The following is a 21,679-nucleotide window of genomic DNA, read 5'->3' as shown; positions in this document are numbered from 1 at the left end:
CATGCGTACCCTCGCCACCGCCCCGGCCGTCCGCCGTGCCGGGCCCGACGACCTCGACGCACTGGTGCCGCTGTTCGACGGCTACCGCCAGTTCTACCAGCAGCGCAGCGACGAAGCGCTGGCGCGCGAGTTCCTGGGCCAACGGCTGCATCGCAATGAGTCGATCGTGCTGCTGGCGACGCTCGACGGTGCCCCCGCCGGCTTCACCCAGCTCTATCCGATGTTCTCCTCGGTCCGCGCCGCGCGGGTGTGGGTGCTCAACGACCTGTACGTGGCTGCCGCCGCACGCCGTCGAGGCGTGGCGCAGGCGCTGCTGCAGGCCGCGACCGACTTCGCGCGCGACGGCGGCGCGATCCGGCTCGAACTGGAAACCACCGGCGACAACCGCGAGGCGCAGGCGCTGTACGAGCGCACCGGCTGGCAGCTCTACGACGGCACGCTGCGCTACCACCTCGCGCTGACCGCGCCCGCCGCGACGTGAGTGATCCACGCCCCGACAATCCGCGCCTCGACGATCGGCACGGCAACGACCCGCGCCTCGAACTGCGGCGCGTGCTGGAGCGCAATCCGGGCGATGCGTATGCCTGGATCGTGCTGGCCGAGCACGAACTCGATGCCGGCGACGCCCACGCCGGCGAGGTCGCGGCGCAACGCGCGCTGACACTGCGCCCCGGTCATCCGGAAGCTCTGGCCCGGCTCGGCCGCGCGCAATGGATGCAGGGGCAACGCGCCGAGGCGGTCGCCAGCCTGCGCGCCGCCACCGCCAACGCACCGAACCACCCTGGCATCGCGGTCTGGCTCGGTCACGCGCTGGAGGACGTCGGCGAAGCCGAGGCCGCGTCTGAGGCCTACGCCCGCGCGCACGCGCTGGCGCCGGACGAGCCACAGATCGCGGCCTACCTGCTGGCCTGGCGCCGCAAGCTGTGCGACTGGCGCGATCTCGATGCCTTGGCACAGCAGGTGCGCGCGGCAGTCAGTGCCGGAAGCGCGTCAGTCGAGCCGTTCGCGTTTCTCAACGAGGACGCCAGCGCGGCCGAGCAGTTGCGCTGCGCACGACTGCGCGCCCACGCGATCGCGCAGTCGGTGCATCCATTGCCACCGCCGCCCCATGCCGCCGCGAATCCGGACGCCGTGCGCATCGGCTTTCTCTCCAACGGCTTCGGCGCGCACCCGACCGGATTGTTGACGGTGGCGATGTTCGAAGCGTTGCGGGCGCAGGCCGGCATCGAGCTGCACCTGTTCGCGCTCAACCGCGACGACGGCAGTCCGATCCGCCAGCGGCTGCACGCCGCCGCGCACGCGCTGCACGACGTGTCGATGCGGCCGCATGCGCAGGTCGCTGCCGCGATCCGCGACGCCGGCATCGAAGTGCTGTTCGACCTGCGCGGCTGGGGCGGCGGTGGCGCGCCGGAAGCGCTGGCGATGCGGCCGGCGCCGGTGCAGGTCAACTGGCTGGCCTACCCGGGCACGTCGGGGGCGCCGTGGATCGACTACGTGCTGGCCGACCGCTACACCCTGCCGCCGGCGCTGGCGGCGGATTTCAGCGAGGCCGTGGCCTGGTTGTCGCGTTGCTTCCAACCGTCCGACACGACGCGCGCTGCGGCTGTGCCGCCGTCGCGCAGCGAGTGCGGCCTGCCCGCGACCGGCGTCGTCTACGCCTGCTTCAACAACAGCTACAAGCTCAACCCACGCAGCATCGGCCGCGCGCTGGCGGTGCTGCGCGAGGTGCCGGGCAGCGTGCTGTGGCTGCTGTCCGGCCCCGGCCACGCCGATGCACGCCTGCACGCGTTCGCGCAGGCACAGGGCGTCGATCCGCAGCGGCTGGTGTTCATGCGCAAGCAGCCGCATGCGGACTATCTGGCGCGACTGCAGCACGCCGACCTGTTCCTCGACACCGAGCCCTACAACGCCCACACCACCGCCTCCGATGCCCTATGGGCCGGTTGCCCGGTGCTGACCCGGCCCGGCACCACCTTCGCCGCGCGGGTCGCCGGCAGCCTCAACCACCACCTCGGCCTGCCGACAATGAACGTCGACAGCGATGCGGCCTTCATCGCCCGCGCGGTCGAACTCGGCCGCGACCCGCAGGCGCTGGCGGTCTTGCGTGCGCAGCTCGCGCAGCAGCGCCGCGACAGTGGCCTGTTCGACATGAGCGGCTTCGCTGCCGACTTTGCCGCCATCGTCACGCGCATGGCGCAACGCCAGCGGCAAGGACTGCCACCGGCCCCGCTCGGCGACGACTGAGCCGCACGATGCGTTAGGCTGCGCGCCATGACTGCCGAACGCGACCTCATCCCGTTGAACCTGTGCGTGCTGACCGTGTCGGACTCGCGCAGCCTGGCCGAAGACAGCTCCGGCGATTACCTGGTGCAGGCGTTGACCGCGTCCGGCCATCGCCTCGCCGAGCGCCAGCTGCTGCGCGACGATCGCTACCAGTTGCGCGCGACGGTGTCGCAATGGATCGCCGACGACGCCGTCGACGGCATCCTGGTCACCGGCGGCACCGGCTTCACCGGCCGCGACTCCACACCCGAGGCGTTGCTGCCACTGCTCGACAAGGAGATGCCCGGCTTCGGCGAGCTGTTCCGCGCGATCAGCTTCGACGAGATCGGCACCTCGACCTTGCAGTCGCGTGCGTTCGCGGGGCTGGCCAACGGCACCTTCGTGTTCGCCCTGCCCGGCTCGACCTCGGCCTGCCGCACCGCCTGGGAGAAGATCATCCAGGCCCAGCTCGATGCCCGCACCAAGCCCTGCAACCTCGCCACGCTGCGCCCGCGCCTGAAGGAACGCTAGCCCAAACGGAGTGACGCCATGCCGTTCGACACGACCTTGCGCATGCTCGCCAAGGCCCGCGGCCTGAGTGCCGCCGACATCGCCACGGCGATTCCGCGCGTCGGCGCGGCCACCGTCAGCGCCTGGCTGAAGGGCGACAAGCTGCCCGGCCAGGACCAGCTCAATGCGCTCGCCCGTGCGTTCGGCGTGCCGGCCGGCGCCCTGCTCGCGGAACTGGCCGGCACGCTCGACCCCGCCCGCACCCAGGGCGAGCACGATCTGCTCGCCGCCTACCGCGCGCTCAACACGCGCCAGCAGGGCGCCCTGCTCGAAGTCGCGCGCAGCATGGCCGGCGCCAAGCCCACCCGCCGCCGGGGCGCGTGATGGGCAAGCTCAAGCGCAAGGAGTACGAGGCCCTGCTGCTGTCGTTGCAGATCGAGCTGGCGGCGATGGCGCGTTGGGCGCACAAAACCGGGCAGCGCGTGGTGGTGCTGTTCGAGGGCCGCGACACCGCCGGCAAGGGCGGCGCGATCCAGGCCATCGCCGAGCACCTCAATCCACGCCAGTGCCGCGTGGTCGCCCTGCCCAAGCCCACCGAGCGCGAGGCCGCGCAGTGGTACTTCCAGCGCTACGTGCCGCACCTGCCCGCGGCCGGCGAGATCGCCCTGTTCGACCGCAGCTGGTACAACCGCGCCGGCGTCGAAAAGGTCATGGGCTTCGCCAGCGACGCGCAGGTCAAGGCATTCCTGCGGCAGACGCCGACGTTCGAGCAGTTGCTGGTCGACGACGGCATCGTGTTGTTCAAGTACTGGCTGTGCTGCGACCAGGCCAAGCAGGAAGAGCGTTTCGCCGAACGCCTCGACGACCCGCTCAAGCGCTGGAAGCTGTCACCGATCGACCTGCACGCCCGGCAGAAGTACGCCGACTACACCCGTGCGCGCGAAGCCATGCTCAAGGCCACGCACACCGGACACGCGCCCTGGACCCTGGTCGATTTCAACGACCAGCGCCGCGGCCGCCTGACCCTGATCCGCGACCTGCTCGACCGCCTGCCCGACACACACGTGGCCGGCGAGCCGATCGCACTGGCGCCGCTGCCCGGCAAGCCGCGCAAGGAGCGCTACGGCGTGCTCGAGCCCATCGAACCGGTGCGCGATTGAGCGCCGTCGCTTCACCGCGGTCACCTGCGCGCCGCTAGCCGATCACGCTAGCCGATCAAGAACGCGTCGCCCGCCTCATCGTCGCGTGCCGGCAGCCGCTCCAGGTCCTCGACCTGCGCCAGCGGCGGCCCCTGCCGCAACCACGCCGTGAGCGTGTCGAGCGCCAGCGCGTCGCCGGCTGCCAGCACCTCGACGCGGCCGTCGGCCAGGTTGCGCGCATAACCGCTGAGGCCCAGCGCGCGCGCCTGCTCCTGGGTGGCGGCGCGGAACCACACGCCCTGCACCTTGCCGCTGACGATGAAACGCGCGGCGCTCATGGCTACGCGCCTGTCGCCTTGGGACCGCCGGCCCTGGCGATCGCCGCCTCGATGTCGTGCGCGGTGACCGGCCCGAGAAAACGGTCGACGATGCTGCCGTCGGGCCCGATCAGGTACGTCATCGGCAGCCCGCGCGGCGTGTCGAACGCCTTGGGCGGGTCGTAGGTATCGACGATCGCGATCGGGTAGACCACCGGGTGCTTCTTGAGGAAGGCCTGCATGGCGGCCGTGTCGATTTCCTCGTAGGCCAGGCCCAGCACTTCGACGTGGTCGCGCATCGCGTCCAGCGCCGACAGCTCCGGCATCTCCTTCAGGCAGGGTTTGCACCAGGTCGCCCAGAAATTGACCACCACCCATTTGCCGCGATGCGCGGCCAGGTCGTACTGGCCGCCGTCCAAGGTCGCGACATTCAGCTCGGGTGCGGCTTGCGGCGCGGCCGCGTTGGGCTTCACTTCGGACGGCGACGGCGCGGCCGGCGTGGTCGCAGCGGGTGCGACGGGAGCGGGCGGCGGCACCTCGGCGGGCTTGTTGCAGGCGCCCAGCGACAGCGTGATCAGCGCCAAGGCGAGGAAGGGAGAGGTACGGCGGGAAAGCATTCGGTCAGTCCTCGTCGGCGGCGTGGATGGTGGATACGCGGCGCTTCAATAGTTCGCGCAGGGGCAGGCGCAATTCGTCGAGCGCGGCGACCGCGGACTGCCCCAGCGAGTCGTCGCGGCACGGCAGGTGCGTCTCGGCGATCGGGATGCGCAGCTGGCAGGCCTCGTACAGCTCGGCCAGCGACAACTCGTCGAGGTCGCGCGCGAGCAGCCACTCGCCGCTCTCGGCGCGGCGTACCACGTTGATCTCGCACAGCTGCGCCAGCATCTGCTGCACCAGCGAGTCGGTCAGCATCGGTTCGAGCTGCTGGATGTCATCGCTGTGCAGGCCGCGGCCTTCGCGACGGGTCTCGTTGAAACGCGCCAGCAGGCGCAGCAGGCCGTACATCTCGTAACCCAACGGCAGGCGCATGCCGACCGGCTGGTAGCGGAACGCCGAGATCGACGAGGCCAGCGACGCGCCGAGCAGCACCGCAATCCAGCTCAGGTAGATCCACAGCAGCAGGATCGGCACCACCGCCAGCGCACCGTAGATCTTCGAGTACGAGCCGAAGCTGCCCAGGTAGATGCCGATGCCCCACTTCACCGTCTCGAACAGCAAAGTCGCCAGCAACGCGCCGGCAATGGCGTGGCGCCAGTGGATCGTGCGGTGCGGCACCACCCGGTAGATCGCAGCGAAGGCAAACAGCTCGATCAGCATCGGCGCCAGCCGCAGCATCAGGCCCTGCAGGAGGTGGCCGGCCTCGGTCTCGAACACCGACATGGCGAAGAACCGCGCCGACAGCGCCAGGCTCGCCGCGGCCATCAGCGCGCCCAGGGTCAGCACCGTCCAGTACACCAGGAAGCGCCCCAGCCGCGGCCGCGCCGACTTGACCCGCCAGATCCGGTTGAAGGTGGCCTCGACGCCGTTGAGAGTGATCAGCAGTGACACCACCAGCGCGACCACGCCGGCGGTGGTGAGCTGGCCGGCATTGGCGGAGAACTGCTTGAGGTACGCCTCGACCGAACGCGCCGCGCTCGGCACGAAGTTGGAGAAGATGTAGTTGCTGAGCTGGTCGCTCCACTGGCTGAACACCGGGAACGCCGACAGTACCCCGAACACCACCATCGACAGCGGCACCAGCGCGAACACGGTGGTGTACGACAGCGCGCCGGCGGCCTGGAACAGGTTGTCGTCGAGGAAGCGCCGCGCCAGGAAACGGAAGAACGTGCCGGCACGCGCACGGTCGCGCATGCGGTCGCTCCAGCGGTTCAAGGAGTCCAAGGGTTCCATCGTCGCGAGGGTAACCGATGCGCGGTGGCCGCGGCATCGCCTATCCTGTGCGCACGAGGAGAACGCGATGACCGAAATACTGGTGCTCTACTACAGCCGCGGCGGTTCGGTGGCGCGGCTGGCGCGGCAGATCGCGCGCGGCATCGGCGAGGTCGAGGGGGTCAGCGCGCGCATCCGCACCGTGCCGCCGGTGGCGGCCGTGACGCAGACCGCGGCGCCGCCGGTGCCCGAGGACGGCGCGCCGTACGTCGAGGCGCGCGACCTGGTCGAATGCGCCGGCCTCGCGCTCGGCAGCCCCACGCGCTTCGGCAACATGGCCGCGCCGGTCAAGCACTGGCTCGACGGGCTGGTGGCCGAATGGGCCAGCGGCACGCTGGTCGGCAAGCCGGCGGCGGTGTTCACCTCGACCGCGAGCATGCACGGCGGCCAGGAATCGACCCTGCTGACGATGATGGTGCCGCTGCTGCACCACGGCTGCGTGCTGCTGGGCATTCCCTACACCGAGCCGGCGTTGAGCAGCACGCGCAGCGGCGGCACGCCGTACGGCGCCAGCCACGTTGCCGGCAGCGACGACGACCCGCAGCCCAGCGACGAGGAAGCGCAGCTGGCGCGTGCGCTCGGCCGCCGCCTCGCCGCGCTGGTCGCCAAGGTGGCGGCATGAGCGCGCGTCAGGTGCTGGTAGCGGCGCTGCTGGCGCTGACCGGCGTGTTCATCGCCTGGTTCGGGCAGCAGCCGTCGCCGCTGGCCGAACTGCTGGTGTTCGCGCTGCCGCCGCTGGCACTGGCCGCGGGCGCCCTGCGAGGCTCGCGCCGGGCCGCGTTCTGGGCCGGCGTGTTGGCGCTGGCGTGGTTCAGTCACGGCATCATGGTCGCCTACTCACGCCCGGGCGAGCGCGGCTACGCCGTCGCCGAGCTGGTGCTGGCGATCGTGATCGTGTTTGCCGCCAGCCTGCCGGGGCTGCGCGCGCGTTTCGCCAGGAAGCGCACGCCGTAAGGCGGGTCAGGGCCCGCCTGCCCACACCGCTATAATCGCGGCGATTCCCCAGCACGCGACTATCACGATGGACCAGCTCTGCATCGTCACCACCGGCGGCACGATCGACAAGATCTACTTCGACGACAAGTCGGATTACCAGATCGGCGAGCCGCAGATCGGTGGCATCCTGCGCGAGCTCGGCGTCACCTTCCAGTTCAACGTCATCCCGATCATCCGCAAGGACTCGCTGCACATCAGCGCCGATGACCGCGAGCTGATCCGCGCCGCGATCGCCGCGCAGCCGGCCCGGCACGTGCTGGTCACCCACGGTACCGACACCATGGTCGAGACCGCCAAGGTGCTGTCCAGCCTGACCGACAAGACCATCGTGTTGACCGGCGCGCTGAGCCCGGCGCGGTTCCGCGGCTCCGATGCCGAGTTCAATGTCGGCTGCGCGGTCGGCGCGGTGCAGACCCTGCCGCCGGGCGTCTACATCGCCATGAACGGCCGCATCTGGGACCCGGCCAAGGTCCGCAAGAACGTTGCCGCCAACCGTTTCGAGGCGACGGGCTGAGGCCATGCCAGCGCCGCGGCTCAAGCGCGTTTACGACGCCGCCGCGGCCGACGACGGCCTGCGTCTCCTGGTCGACCGCCTGTGGCCACGCGGCCTGAGCAAGGCGAACGCGCACATCGACCGCTGGATGAAGGAGATCGCCCCCAGCAATGCGCTGCGCAAGCAATTCCATGCCCACCCCGAGCACTGGGACGCGTTCCGCAGCGCCTATGCCGAAGAACTGGCCGGCAACCCGGCGCTGGCCGAGTTGCGCAGGCTGGCGCGCGCGCAGACGCTGACCCTGCTCTACGCGGCGCACGATACCGAGCACAACAATGCGCGTGCCCTGGCCGAGATCCTCAAGCAAAAGAAAGCCCCGGCACACGGCCGGGGCTGAAAGGGCGACGCGTTCGCCGCCGCGCCTCAGAAGGTGACGCTCCAGCTGTTGATATAGCCGGTGTCGAGGTTGGCGTTGTCGTTGACGCGCAGCTTCCAGCTGCCGTTGAGCGCTTCGGTCGACAGATTGCGCGTGTAGGTCTGGATCAGGTTGTCAGCACTGCCACCGGTGCGGTTGTGCAGGTTGTAGAGCGTGCCATCCGGCGCCACCAGGTCGACGCGCAGATCGCCGCGGTAGGTGTGGACGATGTTGACCGAGATCGATGCGTTGGTCGGCGCATTGCCGGTCCGTCCCGACACCGTGATCGGGCTGTCGACCGTGGCGTTGTCGTTGACCGGGAAGTCGGCGCTGTTGCTGTAGGTCTGCGGGCCGCTGCCATCACTCACCGTGACCGAGTTGGTCTTGGTGTTCGTCGCACCACCGTTGTCGGTGACCGTGAGCGTGACCGTGTAGGTGCCGGACGCCGCGTAGGTCTTGCTGGGATTGGTCGCGGTCGAAGTGGTGCCGTCGCCGAAGTTCCAGCTGCGCGAGGCGATGGTGCCATCGCTGTCGCTGGAGCTGTCGGTGAAGGTGGCGGTCAGGCCGCTGGTGGTGAAACTGAAGTTCGCCGTCGGCGACACGTTGCCGCCACCGCCGGCCGCATCGACCACGCGCTTGGCGTCGAGGATGCCCGGACCGATCGTCTGCGAGGGCGTGACCGGGAACGGCCGGAAGTTGGCCTTGATCAGCGACTCGACCTGCGCCGGCGTCTTCGGCGTTGCCGCCACCGACTGCAACAGCGCAACCACGCCGGCGACGTGCGGGGTCGCCATCGAAGTGCCGTTGTAGCTGGCGTAGCTTTCAGCGCCCGGCGTGGTGGTGCCGGCATTGAGCGTGGAGGTGATGCTCGAGCCCGGCGCGGCAATGTCGATCAGCGCACCGTAGTTGGAGAAGCTCGAACGCTGGCCGGTGCTGGTGATCGAGGCCACCGCGATGACGTTGTTGCAGTTGGCGGGCGTGAATCCCGAGGTGTTGGCGTTGCTGTTGCCGGCCGCGATCACCAGGGTGGTGCCGCGGCCGACCGCGCCGTTGATCGCGGTTTGCATGGTCGCGCTGCACGAGCCGCCGCCGCCGAGGCTGAGGTTGATCACTTCGGCCGGGTTGGCATTGACGGGGATGCCACTGACCGTGCCGCCGGACGCCCAGGTGATCGCATCGGCGATGTCGGAGATGCTGCCGCCGCACTTGGCCAGCACGCGCACCGGTTGCACCTTGGCATTGAACGCGGTGCCGGCGACACCAACGCCGTTGTTGGTCAGGGCGGCGACGGTGCCGGCGACGTGGGTGCCGTGCCAGCTGGAGTTCGACCCGACGGCCTGCCCGCACTCACCGGCGCTGTACCAGTCACCCTGGTCAGCGGGATTGGCATCGCGGCCGTTGCCGTCGCGGGCCGCGGTGGCGTCGCTGACGAAGTCGTAGCCGGCGATCACGTTGCCGTTGAGGTCACTGTGGCTGGTGATGCCGGTATCGAGCACAGCCACGACCACGCCGGTACCGGTGGCGGTGTCCCAGGCCTCGTTGGCGCGGATGCCCGCGTCGGAATCCTGGTAGCCCCATTGCTGCGGGTACTGGGGGTCGTTGGGCGTGAGCACGGCCTGCAACAGGCGGTCGACCTCGACGTACTCGACGTTGGGGTCGGCGGCCAGCTGCCGCATCAGCGACTCGGCTTCGGCGCGATCGAGCTTGCGATCGCTGCGTACCACTTCGGCCCCGACCGCCAGGCGGCGCAGGTGCTGCAGGCCCAGTGCCCTCCCCGCGCCACTGTGCGTGGCGGCGCTGTCGAGCGAACGTTTCAAGGTCGTGGCGCTCGCGCGCTCGGCGCTGCCTTCACGGTACTTGACGATGAAGCGATCGTGCGTCTGCGCGGACGCCAGGCCACTGAAGTCCACGCGCCCGGCCGCGGAAGCCGGCAGCAGGGAAGACGACAGAACCACCGCGGTGGCGGCGGCCAGTGCATGCACGCGCATGCGACGCGATTTTGACTGAGACATCTTGATACCCCGAAATGTGCGAAAGAGCCGCTTGGTGCGGCGGGATGGCTGGACACGGCCCGCCGGCCTCACGACCGCCCGGGCTGCGCCAGCCTCACGATGGTTACGGATGCCGCCGCAACGAACGGCCGCGATAGCCGATGCCTGCCCCGGCGTTGATTGCCGGAATGTCTGCCCAGGCACCGAAGCCGTAACCGCTTCGATCGATCACGGGCGAGCGGTTCATGCCCACCCGTATCGATAACGACGCCTGCGCAGGCGTCGATGCCGCTTGCTGGAGTGACCTCAGAACGTGATGCTCCAACTGTCGATGCGACCGGTGTCCTGCGCGGCGTTGTCGTTGGCACGCAGCTTCCAGGTGCCGTTGAGGGCCTCGCTCGACAAGTTCAACGTGACCGTCTTGTTGATGTTGTCGGTGCTGCCGCCGGTGCGGTTGTGGAGGTTGTAGAGCGTTCCATCCGGCGCCACCAGGTCGACCTTCAGGTCACCGCTGTAGGTGTGCACGATCGCGACGGCGATCGACGCAGGGGTCTGGACGTTGCCGCTGCGACCGGACACGATGATCGGACTGTCGATCGTGGCGTTGTCGTTGATCGTGTAGTCGGCGGTGTTGCTGTAGGTGCGGATGCCGTCGCCGGCGGTGAAGCTTCCGGTCAGGCTCACGCCCGAAAACGCCGAGTAGCCGCGCAGCATCACGTAGTAGGTCCCGGCCTGCGCGCTCGCCATGTTGCAGGTCTCGGCGTTGCTGCTGCCTTCGGACTTGCAGTCGTAGCTGGTCGTCGTCGGGGGCGCGCCGTACTTCACGTACAGGTCGACATCGCCGGAGCCGCCGTTGGTGACGAACTTCAGGTTGCTGATCGCGCCATCGGTCGGTATCGGCAGCATCCAGAACTGCTCACTGCCCGCCGCGCCGGCAATGCCGGTCTTCGGCACGCCGTTGCTCAGCACGTTGTCGCCCGGCGCCGCCGTGACGGTGACGGCCTGGCTGGCGGTGTGGCTCGCGCCGCCGTTGTCGGTTACCGTCAATACCACGGTGTAGGTGCCGGCTGCGGCGTAGGTGTGGCTCGGGTGGGTGGCGGTCGAAGCGGCCGTGCCGTCGCCGAAGTTCCACGAGCGCGAAGCGATGGTGCCGTCGCTGTCGGTCGAGGCATCGGTGAAATTCGCGGTCAGGCCATTGCGGGTGACGCTGAAATTCGCCACCGGCGCCGTGTTGCCCGGCGTACCGCCCGTGGTCTTGGCCAGCTCGCCGAGGAACGCGAGGCCGAGCTTGGCGAACTTGACGCTGTGCTCGGCCGACTCGCCCATGTTGGCAAGGGTGTCGTTGGCGGTGTGGATGTGCGGGAAATAGCCGCCGCTGTCGCCGGCCTCGAACATCATCGCCGAGGGATAGCCGGCACTGGTCCAGGACGCGTGGTCGGAGCAGCCGTAGCCACAGGTGTAGGTACCGCGACTCAGGCCGAGCGGTGCCAGGTAGGTGTCGAACAGCTGGGTCAGGAAGGTCTTCAGGTCGGCGTTGGAGTAGTCGCTGACCAACTGCATGTCCTCGACCGCGCCGGACTTGTAGTTGGTCATGTCCAGTTGCAGCACGCCGACGACATTGCGGTTGCCACTGCGGAATGACTGGGCGATGGCATTGGAGCCGCGCAAGCCGACTTCCTCGGCGGCATAACCCATGAACTTGACCGTGCGCCTGGGCCGCCAACCGCTGGCCATGGCGACGCGGATCACTTCGGTGAGCGTGGCGATGCCGGATGCGTCGTCGTCCGCACCCGGGGCCAGCTGGGTCGTGCTGCCGCCGCCGTTGCTGTTGATCGAATCCAGGTGCGCGCCGAGCACGACGATCTCGTCGGCCAGTTCGGTGCCCTGCACCGTCAGGATCACCGACGGCTGCGTCGAGCAGTTGCTGCAGGCAGTGAACAATTCGGTGCTGGCGTCACTGCGACCGGCGGCCAGTGCCTGCCAGCTGTCGCGGATCCACTCGGCCGAGCTCTTGCCGGTGGTGCTGGCGTAATAACGGTTGCGGTAGCTGGACAGGTGATTGATGGCGTCGTAGATGCGGCTTTCCTGCACCTGCGGCAACCACGGGTTGACCGTGGCCTGGTTGTCGATGGTGTAGCTGACCAGCAACGGGCGGGCCAACGCCTGCGCCGCGCGGTCGCTGCGTACGAACGCATCGGCCTGCGCGCGGCTGGCAAAGGCGAAGTAACCACCGCAGCGCAACTCGCGCTGGTGCACGTAGCGGTTGATCTCGGCCAGCCGGTGGGCAGGCAGCTCGGATACCACCAGTGGGGTGCCGAGGCTGTCGCGGCGGGCGACCCCGTTGCGGACCAGGCCCTGCACGCCGAGATAGGTGTCGTGCGAGGTGACGATGTAGACCGGCGCCATCGGGTCGTGCTCGGCAGACACCTGCCGATCGTCCCCGGGCGTTGCCGCCCGCACCGGGCAGGTGCCCAGGGTCATGGCGGCGGCCAGCGCCATCAGGATCGAACATCTGGATTTCATCGCAATGCTCCTGCACCGACGACGCAGTCGCCAGTGAATGGCCGGGCGTACGACCCGGCTGGATGGAAGTGATGCGCGTGGGCTGCGACCTGCTCGGGCGGCCAGCGAAGCGCTCGGGGATGCGATCGCTGCGACAACCCCGGCCTGGACCGGGGTTGCCGCGGTGTTGCGACTGGACAGGCTCCGATCAGGCGATCAGAACGTGATGCTCCAGCTGTCGATGCGGCCGGTGTCCTGCGCGGCGTTGTCGTTGGCGCGCAGCTTCCAGGCGCCGTTTAGGGCCTCGCTCGACAAGTTCAACGTGACGGTCTTGTTGATGTTGTCGGTGCTGCCGCCGGTGCGGTTGTGGATGTTGTAGAGCGTGCCGTCCGGCGCCACCAGATCGACCTTCAGGTCACCGCTGTAGGTGTGCACGATCGCCACCGTCACCGAGGCGTTGCTTGGCGCGTTGCCGCTGCGGCCGGACACCGTGATCGGGCTGTCCACCGTGGTGTTGTCGCCGATCGCGTAGTCGCCGGTGTTGCTGTAGGTCTGGGTGCCGCCACCGCCGGCGGTGTAGCTGCCAGTGAGGCTGAGCCCCGAGAACGCGCTGTAGCCCAGCAGCATCACGTGGTACGTGCCCGCCTGAGCGGTGGCGATGTTGCAGGTTTCGGCGTTGCTGCTGCCCTGCGAGCGGCAGTCATAGCTGCTCGTGGTCGGCGCCGAACCAAACTTCACGTACAAGTCGGCATCGCCGCTGCCGCTGCTGGTGACGAACTTGAGCGCGCTCGCCCCGGCCGGCACCACCAGCGTCCAGAACTGCTGACTGCTCGCCGCGCCCGACACACCAGTGACCGGTACACCATTGCTCAGCGATCCGCCGCCACCGCCGCCACCCACCGTGACCGACTGGGTCTTGGTGTTGCTGGCGTTGCCGTTGTCGGTGACCGTCAGGGTGACGGTGTAGGCACCCGCCGCCGCGTAGGTCTTGCTCGGATTGGTCGCGGTCGAGGTGGTGCCGTCGCCGAAGTTCCAGCTGCGCGAGGCGATCGAACCGTCGCTGTCGGTCGAGGTATCGGTGAACTGCACGGTCAGGCCGCTCGGGCTGGCGGTGAAGTTGGCCACCGGCGCATTGTTGCCACCGGTCGGGCAGTCGACGCCGACGGTGAGGAACGCCGCCTGGACATCGGCCACGTTGTAGCCATAGTCGGCGGTGGCCGTCTCGACGCCGCAGGCACCCTGGTTGAAGGTGCTGCTGGCCGTCCAGTAGTCCATGTTGGCCTTGGCGAAGACCTGGAACGCCTTCTTGGTATCCCAACCCGGCTTGGTCGCGATCAGGTAGAACGCCTTGTTGTAGATGCCAGACGAGTAGTGGACATCCACACTGTCGCTGTAGTTGCTGGTGTGGTCGATGGAACGGCCGTCCTGCGGCGGATTGGCCATGTAACGCAGGGAACCGCTGCCCTTGAAGATCTGCGCGCCGACCAGGAAGTCGTTGCTGCCGTTCATGAAGAACTCGGCCGCTTCGCCCGCCATGTCAGAGAACGCCTCGTTCATGCCGCCCGACTGGTTGTCGTAGATCAGGCCGGACTGCTGCTCGGTGAAACCGTGCGAGACCTCGTGAGCGGACACGTCGAGGCTGACCAGCGGGTAGAAGGTCGTGGCGCCGTCGCCGAAGGTCATCGCCGAGCCGTCCCAGAACGCGTTCTCGTAGCTGTTGCTGTAGTGCACGCGCATGCTCAACTGGAAGCTCAGTGGCGCGGTGTTCATGTACGCCTGGTACATGTTGAACACGACACCGCCGAAGTAATGCGCGTCGTTGAGCGGCGAATAAGCGCCGTTGATGGTCTTCACGGTGTTGCGCGGGCAGGTGTACGCGAACGCGGTGCTGCCGCTGGTGCCGTGGTTGAGGTTGACCGTCTTGACGTTGGCGTTGGTCATCGTGCAGTTGCTGCCGCTCTGCGCCACGTCGTTGAAACCGAAGTCGGTGCCGTACTCGTACTGCCCGGTCTTCTGGTTGCCGCCGGGGCCGGTACCGACCAGGGCGTGTTGCAGGTTGTCCCACTGCTTGAGCACCGTGCCGGTGTTGGCGTCGATAATCACCAATGGGCGCGCAGGCGCACCGCCACCGGCGGCATCGGCGAAGTACGAGACGACATAGGCCATATGGGCGCGCCCGGCGTCGTCGATGTAGATCATCTGGCGCGTGCTTTCATCGCGTGTGGCCATCGTGCCGGCACGGCTGCCGAGCCCGGCGCGCTTGGCGATCGACAAGGCCTGGGCCTGGGCCAGCCGCGGCGCCGTGGCCGGCAGTTCGGCGGCGAGGTCGTTGACCAGCTGCCCGAACAGCGCGCGCACGGTGCCGTTGGCATCCTCGCTGACCACCACCTGCTCGCCGAAGATCGGCACGTCGCGGAACGTCTGCTGGTAGCGGTAGTTGCGCACGCCGTTGCTGGAGCGGCGGCTCTTGAGTTCGGTCAGGCGCGACTCGGGCTCCATCGCCAGCAGTTCGGCATGGCGGTCGCGGGCGACGGTGGGCGTGCCGACGGCGGCGCTGGCGGCACGGTATTGCCGGTTGAGCTGGGCGACATCCTGCTGGTGCAGGTCGACGCGGGTCGCCGCTTGCGCGGGAACCAGCGTCACGGCGAGCGCCAGCGGCGACAGCGCCACCAGCAGTCGTGAACGGTGTTTGGAACTCTTCATGATTCAGTATCCCTACTAGGTTGGAAAAAACATCGCGTGATGGCGATGGCGCTTTTTCCCGGCGAGCAGAACTGCCATCGATGCACGCCCTGCCTGAGCAGGACACGATCGAAACCACCATCCCCCTGAGGGTCGCGAAGCCGGATGGCGACCCAAGCCGGCGAGCCCGAAACGTGGGTTTCACCGGCGTCCTTCATGGCCCTGGATCCGGGCCGTTGCATTCCAATCCGGGGACGACCGCCGTTGGCGCCGTCCCGATGCTGCGGTCCGTCAGCCTGGCTCTGGCGACGCGGCGCTGTCGCGTATCCCTGCGCGGCCCAATGCGGTCTTCGACGTCATCCTTGCTACCCCCGAGTGAGTCAGCCGCCCTGGCGGCGATTCGGCGCCGATCCCTCTGGCGCCGGACGAAGCTAGACGAGGGAGAAAGCTCACAACAAGCGGAAAACCAACGATTCCAAGCCAATATTTGTGACGAAAGTCATGAAACTGGGCGGTAAACGGTTTCATCCGTAACAATACCCTGGCGTGCTCACAGCCGCCGGGAGGACTGGATGGTCATCATCCGGTCGACCTCGATGTAGTCGACTTCCGGGTCGGCGGCGAACTGCCGCATCAGGCACCCGGCCTGCTCGCGGTCGAGCGGATGGGTGGTCCGGATCACGTCGGCCTCAACCGCCAGGCGGCGCTGCCAGATCACTTTCACGCCGGGCTGCTGCGCATCACCGGCCGCGTCGGCACCGTCCAGGCCGGTAGCGGCCACGGTTGCGTCAACCCGCGCCGGCACGGCAGCCGGGTCGTTCGCGGGTGCGCTGCCTGCTCGGTATTTGACGATGAACTGCTGGTACGGCCCGTGCTCGGGCAAGGCGCCGACCCGCGCCAAGGGCGGCTCAGCAGCCGCCATGCCGCACCCCAACAGCGCCATCCAGACGACGGCATGGAAAACGCCGATGCAACGTGCCGGCATGCGCGTCCTCCTGCGAGGGTGATGTGGCCATGGAGTTCGTCCTCGGTGGTCGCCGCTGCACGACGATGAAGCGGCACACCGCGCTTGAGACGGGCCGGCACGGTGGAAGCCAGGCACGGGCCGCGACATGCGAGCCAGGTGCCCTGCGTGTGCGTCGTTGCCGGACGGAAGCCACCCCCGGTCTTGCCGGGGGTGGCGGTGCTACGGGTTCCGCTGGATCAGAACGTGACGCTCCAGCTGTTGATGTAGCCGGTATCGCCCGCCGCGTTGTCGTTGACGCGCAACTTCCAGCTGCCGTTGAGCGGTTCGCTGGAGAGGTTCAGCGCCACGGTCTTGACCACGTTGTCGGCGCTGCCGCCGGTGCGGTTGTGGAGGTTGTAGAGGCTGCCGTCGGGCGCGACCAGGTCCACCTTCAGGTCGCCCTGGTAGGTGTGCACGATGTTGACCGACACCGACGCATTGCTCGGGGCGTTGCCGCTGCGACCGGACACCGCAATCGGGCTGTCGACCGTGACGTTGTCGCCGACTGCATAGTCGGTGGCATTGCTGTAGGTCTGCGTGCCGCCACCACCACCACCGCCGGTGCTGTAGCTGCCGGTCAGGCTGACGCCGGAGATCGCGTTGTAGGCCTTGACCAGCACGTGGTAGGTGCCGGCCTGCGCGGTGGCGATGCTGCAGGTCTCGGCACTGGTGCTGCCTTCCGACTTGCAGTCGTTGCTGGTGGCGGTCGGTGCGCTGCCGAACTTCACGAACAGGTCGGCATCTCCGCTGCCGCCGGCGGTGACGAACTTCAGGCTGGTGGCGCCCGCGGGCACGACCAGGGTGAAGCGCAGCTCGGTGCCGGTGGCACCCGACAGGCCGGTCTTGGCGACGCCGTTGGCCAGCTCGGTACTGCCGCCGCCCCCGCCGCCGTTGGCCGCGTCGACCGCCGCCTTGGCGTCGACGATGCCGGCGCCGATGGTCTGCGACGGCGTCACCGGGAAGGCACGCGCGGTGCTCTTGATCAGGCTTTCGATCTGCGCCGGTGTCTTGGGCGTGGTCGCATGCGCCTGGATCAGTGCCACCACGCCGGCGACGTGCGGGGTCGCCATCGAGGTGCCGTTGTAGGACGCGTAGGTCTCGCTGCCGGGGGTGGTGGTGCCGGCGTTGAGCGTGGACAGGATGTTCGAGCCCGGTGCGGCGATGTCGATCAAGGCGCCGTAGTTGGAGAAGCTCGAACGCGCGCCGGTGCTGGTGATCGACGCCACCGCGATGACGTTGTTGCAGTTGGCCGGTGACGCGTTCGACACGTTGGTGTTGTCGTTGCCGGCGGCGATGACCAGGGTGGTGCCACGGCCGACGGCGCCGTTGATCGCAGTCTGGGTGGTGGTGCCGCAGGCGCCGCTGCCGCCGAGGCTGAGGTTGATGACCTCGGCCGGGTTGGCATTGGCCGGCACGCCGCTGACGGTACCGCCGGAGGCCCAGATGATGGCGTCGGCGATGTCGGAGTCGTAGCCGCCGCAGGTGCCGAGCACGCGCACCGGCACGATCTTGGCACCGTGCGCGGTGCCGGCCACGCCCTTGGCGTTGTTGGTCACCGCGGCAATCGTGCCGGCGACGTGGGTGCCGTGCCAGCTCGAGTTCTGCGCCGCATGCGTGCCACCGCACTGGTTGGCGGTGATCCAGTCGCCCGGATCGCTCGGGTCGGCGTCACGGCCGTTGCCGTCGTTGGACACGCTGGTGTCGATGATGAAGTCGTAACCGGGCAGGACGTTGGCGTTGAGGTCACTGTGGTTGGTGATGCCGGTGTCGAGCACCGCGACCACCGCGCCGCTGCCGGTGGTGACGTCCCAGGCCTCGTTGGCGCGGATGCCGGCGTCGGCGTCCTGGTAGCCCCACTGCTGGCTGTAGCTGGTGTCGTTGGGGGTCAGCAGCGGCTTGTTGAGCTTGTCGACCTCGACGTAGTCGACGTCCGGGCCGGCCGCGATCTGGCGCATCAGCGTCTCCGCCTCGGCCCGGTCGAGCTTGCGCGAGGCACGGACCACGTCGGCGCCCGTGGCGGTACGGCGCAGGTGCTGGAGCCCCGGCGCCTTGCCGGCACCCAGGCTGGCGGTTGCGGCCGAGCTCAGCGAGCGCTGCAGCGTGGCCGCGTTGCTCCGGCTGGCGCTGCCGTCCTTGTACTTGACGATGAAGCGATCGTGGCTGGTGCCGGCCTCCAGGCCGGACAGGTTGATGCGGGCCTGCTGGGCGAAGGCCGGCACGGCGAGCGTGGAAGACAACGCGACCACGGTGGCCGTGGCGAGTGCATGCATGCGGAGACGACGCTGACAACGAACGGACATCTGTGAAACCCCCGAAATGAAACCGCGTGATGGATGACCACCCGAGGCCACGTCGCGGGGTACCGGTGCGCAGTCACCGAGCGGCGCTGCGACCAGCCCGCCGCCGTGGCGACCGGATGAGGCGAACGGACATCACCGGAGCCGCAGCCGTGCTGCGGCCAGCCCCGTCACGACGGACATGCGCCTGCGACCGGTCTGCGACGTGGGAGAGAGAGGGATGACACGTCGCAGCCGGGCGCAAGCGGGTTCCTGCGCGCCGGGTAATGCGCCTCCGAACGGCCCGGCGCCGCGGCGGAGTCGGCAGCGGCCCCCTCCGCTTCCAACCTCCCGCAACGCGGGGACACCGGCCGCCCCCTACCGCCAACCGACACAGCCAAAGCGGCAAAGCCGCACAGTGCGACGCTGGTCACGAATTCGCACCTGCTGGAAAGGCAAGCAACAGGCACGCGCTGCCGGCGCGGATCGGGCGCGCGATGAGGATTTGCCAGGAGACAAGGCGGGCCGGGCCCGCCGGACGGCCACCGCCGTCAGAGCATGCCGGTTTCGAGCCGGGCCGCCTCGGACATCATGGTGCGGTTCCACGGCGGGTCGAACACCAGCTCGACATCGGCCTCGGCCACGGTCGGGATCATCTCGAGCTTGTCGCGCACGTCCGACACCAGGATGTCGCCCATGCCGCAGGCGGGCGCGGTCAGGGTCATGCGGACCTCGACCCGGCGCTGCCCGGACTGCTCGGGATGCGGCCTGATCTGGGCCTCGTAGACCAGGCCCAGATCGACCACGTTGATCGGGATCTCGGGGTCGAAGCAGGTGCGCAGCTGCCGCCACACCAGTTGCTCGACCGCCTCATCGTCGGCGCCGGCGGGCAGCTCCAGCGGCTCCGGCGGCTCCTTGCCGATCGCGTCGGCGTCCTTGCCGGCAATGCGGAACAGGTTGCCTTCGACGAACACGGTGTAACTGCCACCGAGCGCCTGGGTGATGTAGCCGACGCTGCCCGCGGGCAACGTCACCTGCTCGCCCTGCGGCACGAGGACGACGGCGCAATCGCGCTCGAAACGGACGGGTTCGCTGCTGCGGGAATACATGCCGGAAAGATTGGGGTGCCGTACGCCGGCACAAGGTCGCTCATTCTACCGGTGCGCCACCGCGCAAGGGCGGCGGCTATGCTGTGCGGCTTGAGCTGCCCGATGAGCCTTCGATGACCCCACCTGCCCCGTCTGCCCGCCGCGCCTCGTGGCTCTCGTGGTTGTTGCTGTTGCTGGGTGCGTGCGGGTTCGCCGCGGTGTGGGTGCTGCTGAGCCTGTACACCGGCCGCCAGCACAGTTGGATGGCGGTGCTGGGCGCGCTCGACATCGCCTGGATGCTGCGCCTGGGCGGCTGGCGGCCGGGACCGCGCCGGCGGGCGCTGGGCGTGCTTGCGACCGCGGCGATCGTCGCCCTGGCCAACTGGTGGATCACCGCGTCGCAGCTCGGCGCCACGCTGGGGCTGGACCCGTGGACCTCGGCACTGCGGCTGGGCCGGCACCACGCCTGGATGCTGATCCAGCTCGCCAACGGCGCCGCCGACCTGGCCTGGATCGTGGCCGGCCTGATCGTCGCGGCCTGGCTCTCGCGCTGAGCCTCAGCCTTCCTGCAGGCAGATCTCGAACAGCTTCATCGCCTCGTTGATCTCGGCCACCGACAGGCCGCCGTAGCCGAGCAGCAGGCCGGCGCGGTCGGGCGGATCGAGGTAGTACGGTGCGATCGGGTACAAGCCCAGGCCTAGGCTGCGGGCACGCGCGATGAACGCTTCGCCCTCGGCCGCAGAACGGTTCTTCAGCCACACCACCAGGTGCATGCCAGCGTGCGAGTCGGCGACCTCCAGGCGATCGCCGTGGGCACGCAGCGCCGCCAGCAGCGCGGCGCGGCGTTCCTTCAAGGTCTTGCTGGTGCGGGCGAGGTGACGCTCGAAACCGCCGTCGACGATGAACCGAGCCAGCGCCGCCTGCTCGATGCCGGCCGAGCCGAAGTCGTCCTGCCACTTGGCGTTGACGTAATCGCCGCGCAGCCCGGCCGGCACCACCAGGTAGCCGAGCCGCAGCGACGGGAACATCACCTTGGAGAACGTGCCGACGTAGATCACCCGCCCGTGCTCGTCGAGCGAGCGCAATGCCGCCAGCGGCCGCGCGTCGTAGCGGAACTCGCCGTCGTAGTCGTCCTCGAGGATCCAGCTGCGGTGTTGCCGTGCGTAGTCGAGCAGGGCCAGCCGGCGCGGCAACGACAGCACCGCGCCACTGGGAAACTGGTGCGACGGCGTCACGCAGATCAGCTTGGGTGCGCGCTCGGGCAAGGCCTCGCAGCACAGGCCGTTGTCATCGACTGCCAGTGTGCGCACCCGCGCACCGTGGATCTGCAACGTCTCGCGCATCGCCGCGTAGTGCGGCTCCTCCAGCAGCACCTCGTCACCGGGGTCGAGCAGCACGCGCGCGGTCAGCGCCACCGCCTGCTGGGTGCCGTCGACGATCACCACGTCGTCCGGTACCGCCTGCACGCCACGGCGCCGGCCGAGGTAGTCGCAGACCGCCTCGCGCAGCGCCGGCAATCCCTGTGTCTTCGGGTAGTTGGGCGCGGTGTAGGCGGCGGCGTGGGCGAGCTCGCGCGCCCAGGCGCTGGTCAGCGCCGGATTGGTCAACGGCACGCCGTACTGGAAGGCATGACGCACGCCGGGAATGCGCATGCCGGGGATGCGCAGGTGGTCGTGGTAACGGCGGCCGCGGCGGGCAAACTCGGACTGCGGCTCCAGCACCGGCTCGGCGTCGGCGGCCGGGCGCACCACCTGCAACGGCGGGGTGACATAACTGCCCGAGCCGACGCGGCCGTCGACGAACCCCTCGGCACGCAGCTGCTCGTAAGCGGCCAGCACGGTGTTGCGCGACACTCCAAGCTCGCGCGCCAGCAGCCGCGTCGCCGGCAGGCGCGCGCCCTGGTGGACGCGGCCGGCAAACACCGCTGTCTTCAACGCCCGCGTCAGCTGCGCATGCAGCGGACCGCGTCCATCCAGTTGCAGGTGCATCTGCATGTGCGAGCCCTCGAACCGGTGGTCGCCGATTGGCCCCATTCAAGCCCAGCGGATTGGACCTTGCCAGTGCCAATTCCAA

General features: G+C 68.9%; 20 protein-coding genes and 2 pseudogenes. 10 read left to right on the top strand and 12 right to left on the bottom strand.

The window, feature by feature from the left end:
• The first annotated feature begins 1 nt into the window (after nucleotide 1).
• Genes ACFOLC_RS13755 through ppk2 form a run of 5 tightly spaced genes read left to right on the top strand, consistent with a single transcriptional unit; the run spans nucleotide 2 to nucleotide 3,932 of the window.
• The gene (locus tag ACFOLC_RS13755) at nucleotides 2–481 is read left to right on the top strand and encodes a GNAT family N-acetyltransferase (protein ID WP_386759835.1); all 480 of its coding nucleotides are present in this window, start codon (nucleotides 2–4) and stop codon (nucleotides 479–481) included.
• A complete protein-coding gene (locus ACFOLC_RS13750; protein ID WP_386759834.1) occupies nucleotides 478–2,244 on the top strand; it encodes an O-linked N-acetylglucosamine transferase, SPINDLY family protein in 1,767 nt (588 codons plus the stop codon). Before ACFOLC_RS13755 ends, ACFOLC_RS13750 begins: the two co-directional genes overlap by 4 nt.
• 27 nt (nucleotides 2,245–2,271) lie before the next feature.
• Nucleotides 2,272–2,793, top strand: a complete 522-nt coding sequence (moaB, locus tag ACFOLC_RS13745; RefSeq protein WP_386759833.1) for a molybdenum cofactor biosynthesis protein B — start codon at nucleotides 2,272–2,274, stop codon at nucleotides 2,791–2,793.
• An 18-nt stretch (nucleotides 2,794–2,811) separates the two neighbouring features.
• A complete protein-coding gene (locus ACFOLC_RS13740) occupies nucleotides 2,812–3,156 on the top strand; it encodes a helix-turn-helix domain-containing protein (RefSeq protein ID WP_386759832.1) in 345 nt (114 codons plus the stop codon).
• A complete protein-coding gene (ppk2, locus tag ACFOLC_RS13735) occupies nucleotides 3,156–3,932 on the top strand; it encodes a polyphosphate kinase 2 (RefSeq protein ID WP_386759831.1) in 777 nt (258 codons plus the stop codon). Before ACFOLC_RS13740 ends, ppk2 begins: the two co-directional genes overlap by 1 nt.
• A gap of 47 nt (nucleotides 3,933–3,979) precedes the next feature.
• Here the strand turns inward: ppk2 and ACFOLC_RS13730 are convergent, their stop codons facing one another.
• From ACFOLC_RS13730 to ACFOLC_RS13720, 3 genes are read right to left on the bottom strand one after another with little or no spacing between them, the layout of a single operon-like run.
• Nucleotides 3,980–4,249, bottom strand: a complete 270-nt coding sequence (locus ACFOLC_RS13730) for an acylphosphatase (RefSeq protein WP_386759830.1) — start codon at nucleotides 4,247–4,249, stop codon at nucleotides 3,980–3,982.
• Between the two features lie 2 nt (nucleotides 4,250–4,251).
• Nucleotides 4,252–4,845: a TlpA family protein disulfide reductase gene (locus tag ACFOLC_RS13725; protein ID WP_386759829.1), complete on the bottom strand. Its 594-nt coding sequence runs from the start codon at nucleotides 4,843–4,845 to the stop codon at nucleotides 4,252–4,254.
• A 4-nt stretch (nucleotides 4,846–4,849) separates the two neighbouring features.
• Nucleotides 4,850–6,118 carry a YihY family inner membrane protein gene (locus tag ACFOLC_RS13720; RefSeq protein ID WP_386759828.1) on the bottom strand — a complete coding sequence of 423 codons (1,269 nt, stop codon included), beginning with the start codon at nucleotides 6,116–6,118 and terminating at the stop codon, nucleotides 4,850–4,852.
• Between the two features lie 67 nt (nucleotides 6,119–6,185).
• On the opposite strand from ACFOLC_RS13720, the gene wrbA reads away from it, so the two are divergent.
• The 4 genes from wrbA to ACFOLC_RS13700 all read left to right on the top strand — a co-directional run bounded on the left by wrbA (nucleotide 6,186) and on the right by ACFOLC_RS13700 (nucleotide 8,043).
• Entirely contained in the window at nucleotides 6,186–6,779 is a 594-nt protein-coding gene (gene wrbA, locus ACFOLC_RS13715) for an NAD(P)H:quinone oxidoreductase (protein ID WP_386759827.1), read from the top strand.
• A complete protein-coding gene (locus ACFOLC_RS13710; RefSeq protein WP_386759826.1) occupies nucleotides 6,776–7,111 on the top strand; it encodes a DUF2069 domain-containing protein in 336 nt (111 codons plus the stop codon). The genes wrbA and ACFOLC_RS13710 overlap by 4 nt, the downstream gene beginning before the upstream one ends.
• A gap of 67 nt (nucleotides 7,112–7,178) precedes the next feature.
• Nucleotides 7,179–7,667: an asparaginase domain-containing protein gene (locus tag ACFOLC_RS13705; RefSeq protein ID WP_386759825.1), complete on the top strand. Its 489-nt coding sequence runs from the start codon at nucleotides 7,179–7,181 to the stop codon at nucleotides 7,665–7,667.
• Nucleotides 7,668–7,671: 4 nt separating this feature from the next.
• Nucleotides 7,672–8,043 carry a DUF488 domain-containing protein gene (locus ACFOLC_RS13700; RefSeq protein ID WP_386759824.1) on the top strand — a complete coding sequence of 124 codons (372 nt, stop codon included), beginning with the start codon at nucleotides 7,672–7,674 and terminating at the stop codon, nucleotides 8,041–8,043.
• A 26-nt stretch (nucleotides 8,044–8,069) separates the two neighbouring features.
• Here the strand turns inward: ACFOLC_RS13700 and ACFOLC_RS13695 are convergent, their stop codons facing one another.
• The 8 genes and pseudogenes from ACFOLC_RS13695 to sufT all read right to left on the bottom strand — a co-directional run bounded on the left by ACFOLC_RS13695 (nucleotide 8,070) and on the right by sufT (nucleotide 19,627).
• Entirely contained in the window at nucleotides 8,070–10,073 is a 2,004-nt protein-coding gene (locus ACFOLC_RS13695; protein ID WP_386759823.1) for a S8 family serine peptidase, read from the bottom strand.
• A gap of 103 nt (nucleotides 10,074–10,176) precedes the next feature.
• Nucleotides 10,177–10,299 (bottom strand): hypothetical protein, encoded by a 123-nt coding sequence (locus tag ACFOLC_RS13690; protein WP_386759822.1) that lies wholly within the window; start codon nucleotides 10,297–10,299, stop codon nucleotides 10,177–10,179.
• Between the two features lie 59 nt (nucleotides 10,300–10,358).
• On the bottom strand, nucleotides 10,359–12,575 hold the full coding sequence (locus ACFOLC_RS13685) for a M20/M25/M40 family metallo-hydrolase (protein WP_386759821.1): 2,217 nt from the start codon (nucleotides 12,573–12,575) through the stop codon (nucleotides 10,359–10,361).
• A gap of 195 nt (nucleotides 12,576–12,770) precedes the next feature.
• Nucleotides 12,771–15,257, bottom strand: coding sequence for a M4 family metallopeptidase (locus ACFOLC_RS13680; protein ID WP_386759820.1), 2,487 nt, complete (start codon nucleotides 15,255–15,257; stop codon nucleotides 12,771–12,773).
• Between the two features lie 529 nt (nucleotides 15,258–15,786).
• Complete coding sequence (locus ACFOLC_RS13675; RefSeq protein WP_386759819.1) at nucleotides 15,787–16,221, bottom strand: hypothetical protein; 435 nt, start codon at nucleotides 16,219–16,221, stop codon at nucleotides 15,787–15,789.
• Between the two features lie 218 nt (nucleotides 16,222–16,439).
• A pseudogene (locus ACFOLC_RS13670) lies at nucleotides 16,440–16,670 on the bottom strand (proprotein convertase P-domain-containing protein); the annotation flags it as partial.
• 138 nt (nucleotides 16,671–16,808) lie between these two features.
• Nucleotides 16,809–18,542, bottom strand: a pseudogene (locus ACFOLC_RS13665) (S8 family peptidase); the annotation flags it as partial.
• Nucleotides 18,543–19,069: 527 nt separating this feature from the next.
• Nucleotides 19,070–19,627, bottom strand: a complete 558-nt coding sequence (sufT, locus tag ACFOLC_RS13660; RefSeq protein WP_386759818.1) for a putative Fe-S cluster assembly protein SufT — start codon at nucleotides 19,625–19,627, stop codon at nucleotides 19,070–19,072.
• Nucleotides 19,628–19,740: 113 nt separating this feature from the next.
• Here sufT and ACFOLC_RS13655 point away from each other — a divergent pair, with 113 nt between their 5' ends.
• Nucleotides 19,741–20,160, top strand: coding sequence for a hypothetical protein (locus ACFOLC_RS13655; protein ID WP_386759817.1), 420 nt, complete (start codon nucleotides 19,741–19,743; stop codon nucleotides 20,158–20,160).
• A gap of 3 nt (nucleotides 20,161–20,163) precedes the next feature.
• Here ACFOLC_RS13655 and pdxR read toward each other — a convergent pair whose 3' ends face one another.
• Nucleotides 20,164–21,600, bottom strand: coding sequence for a MocR-like pyridoxine biosynthesis transcription factor PdxR (gene pdxR / locus ACFOLC_RS13650; protein ID WP_386759816.1), 1,437 nt, complete (start codon nucleotides 21,598–21,600; stop codon nucleotides 20,164–20,166).
• Nucleotides 21,601–21,679 lie beyond the last annotated feature (79 nt).

The sequence above is a fragment of the Lysobacter cavernae genome (assembly GCF_042648505.1).
Lineage (GTDB): Bacteria > Pseudomonadota > Gammaproteobacteria > Xanthomonadales > Xanthomonadaceae > Lysobacter_L > Lysobacter_L cavernae.
The sequence above is the reverse complement of the archived record's forward strand: the minus strand, read 5'-3'. Positions and strand labels throughout refer to the sequence as shown.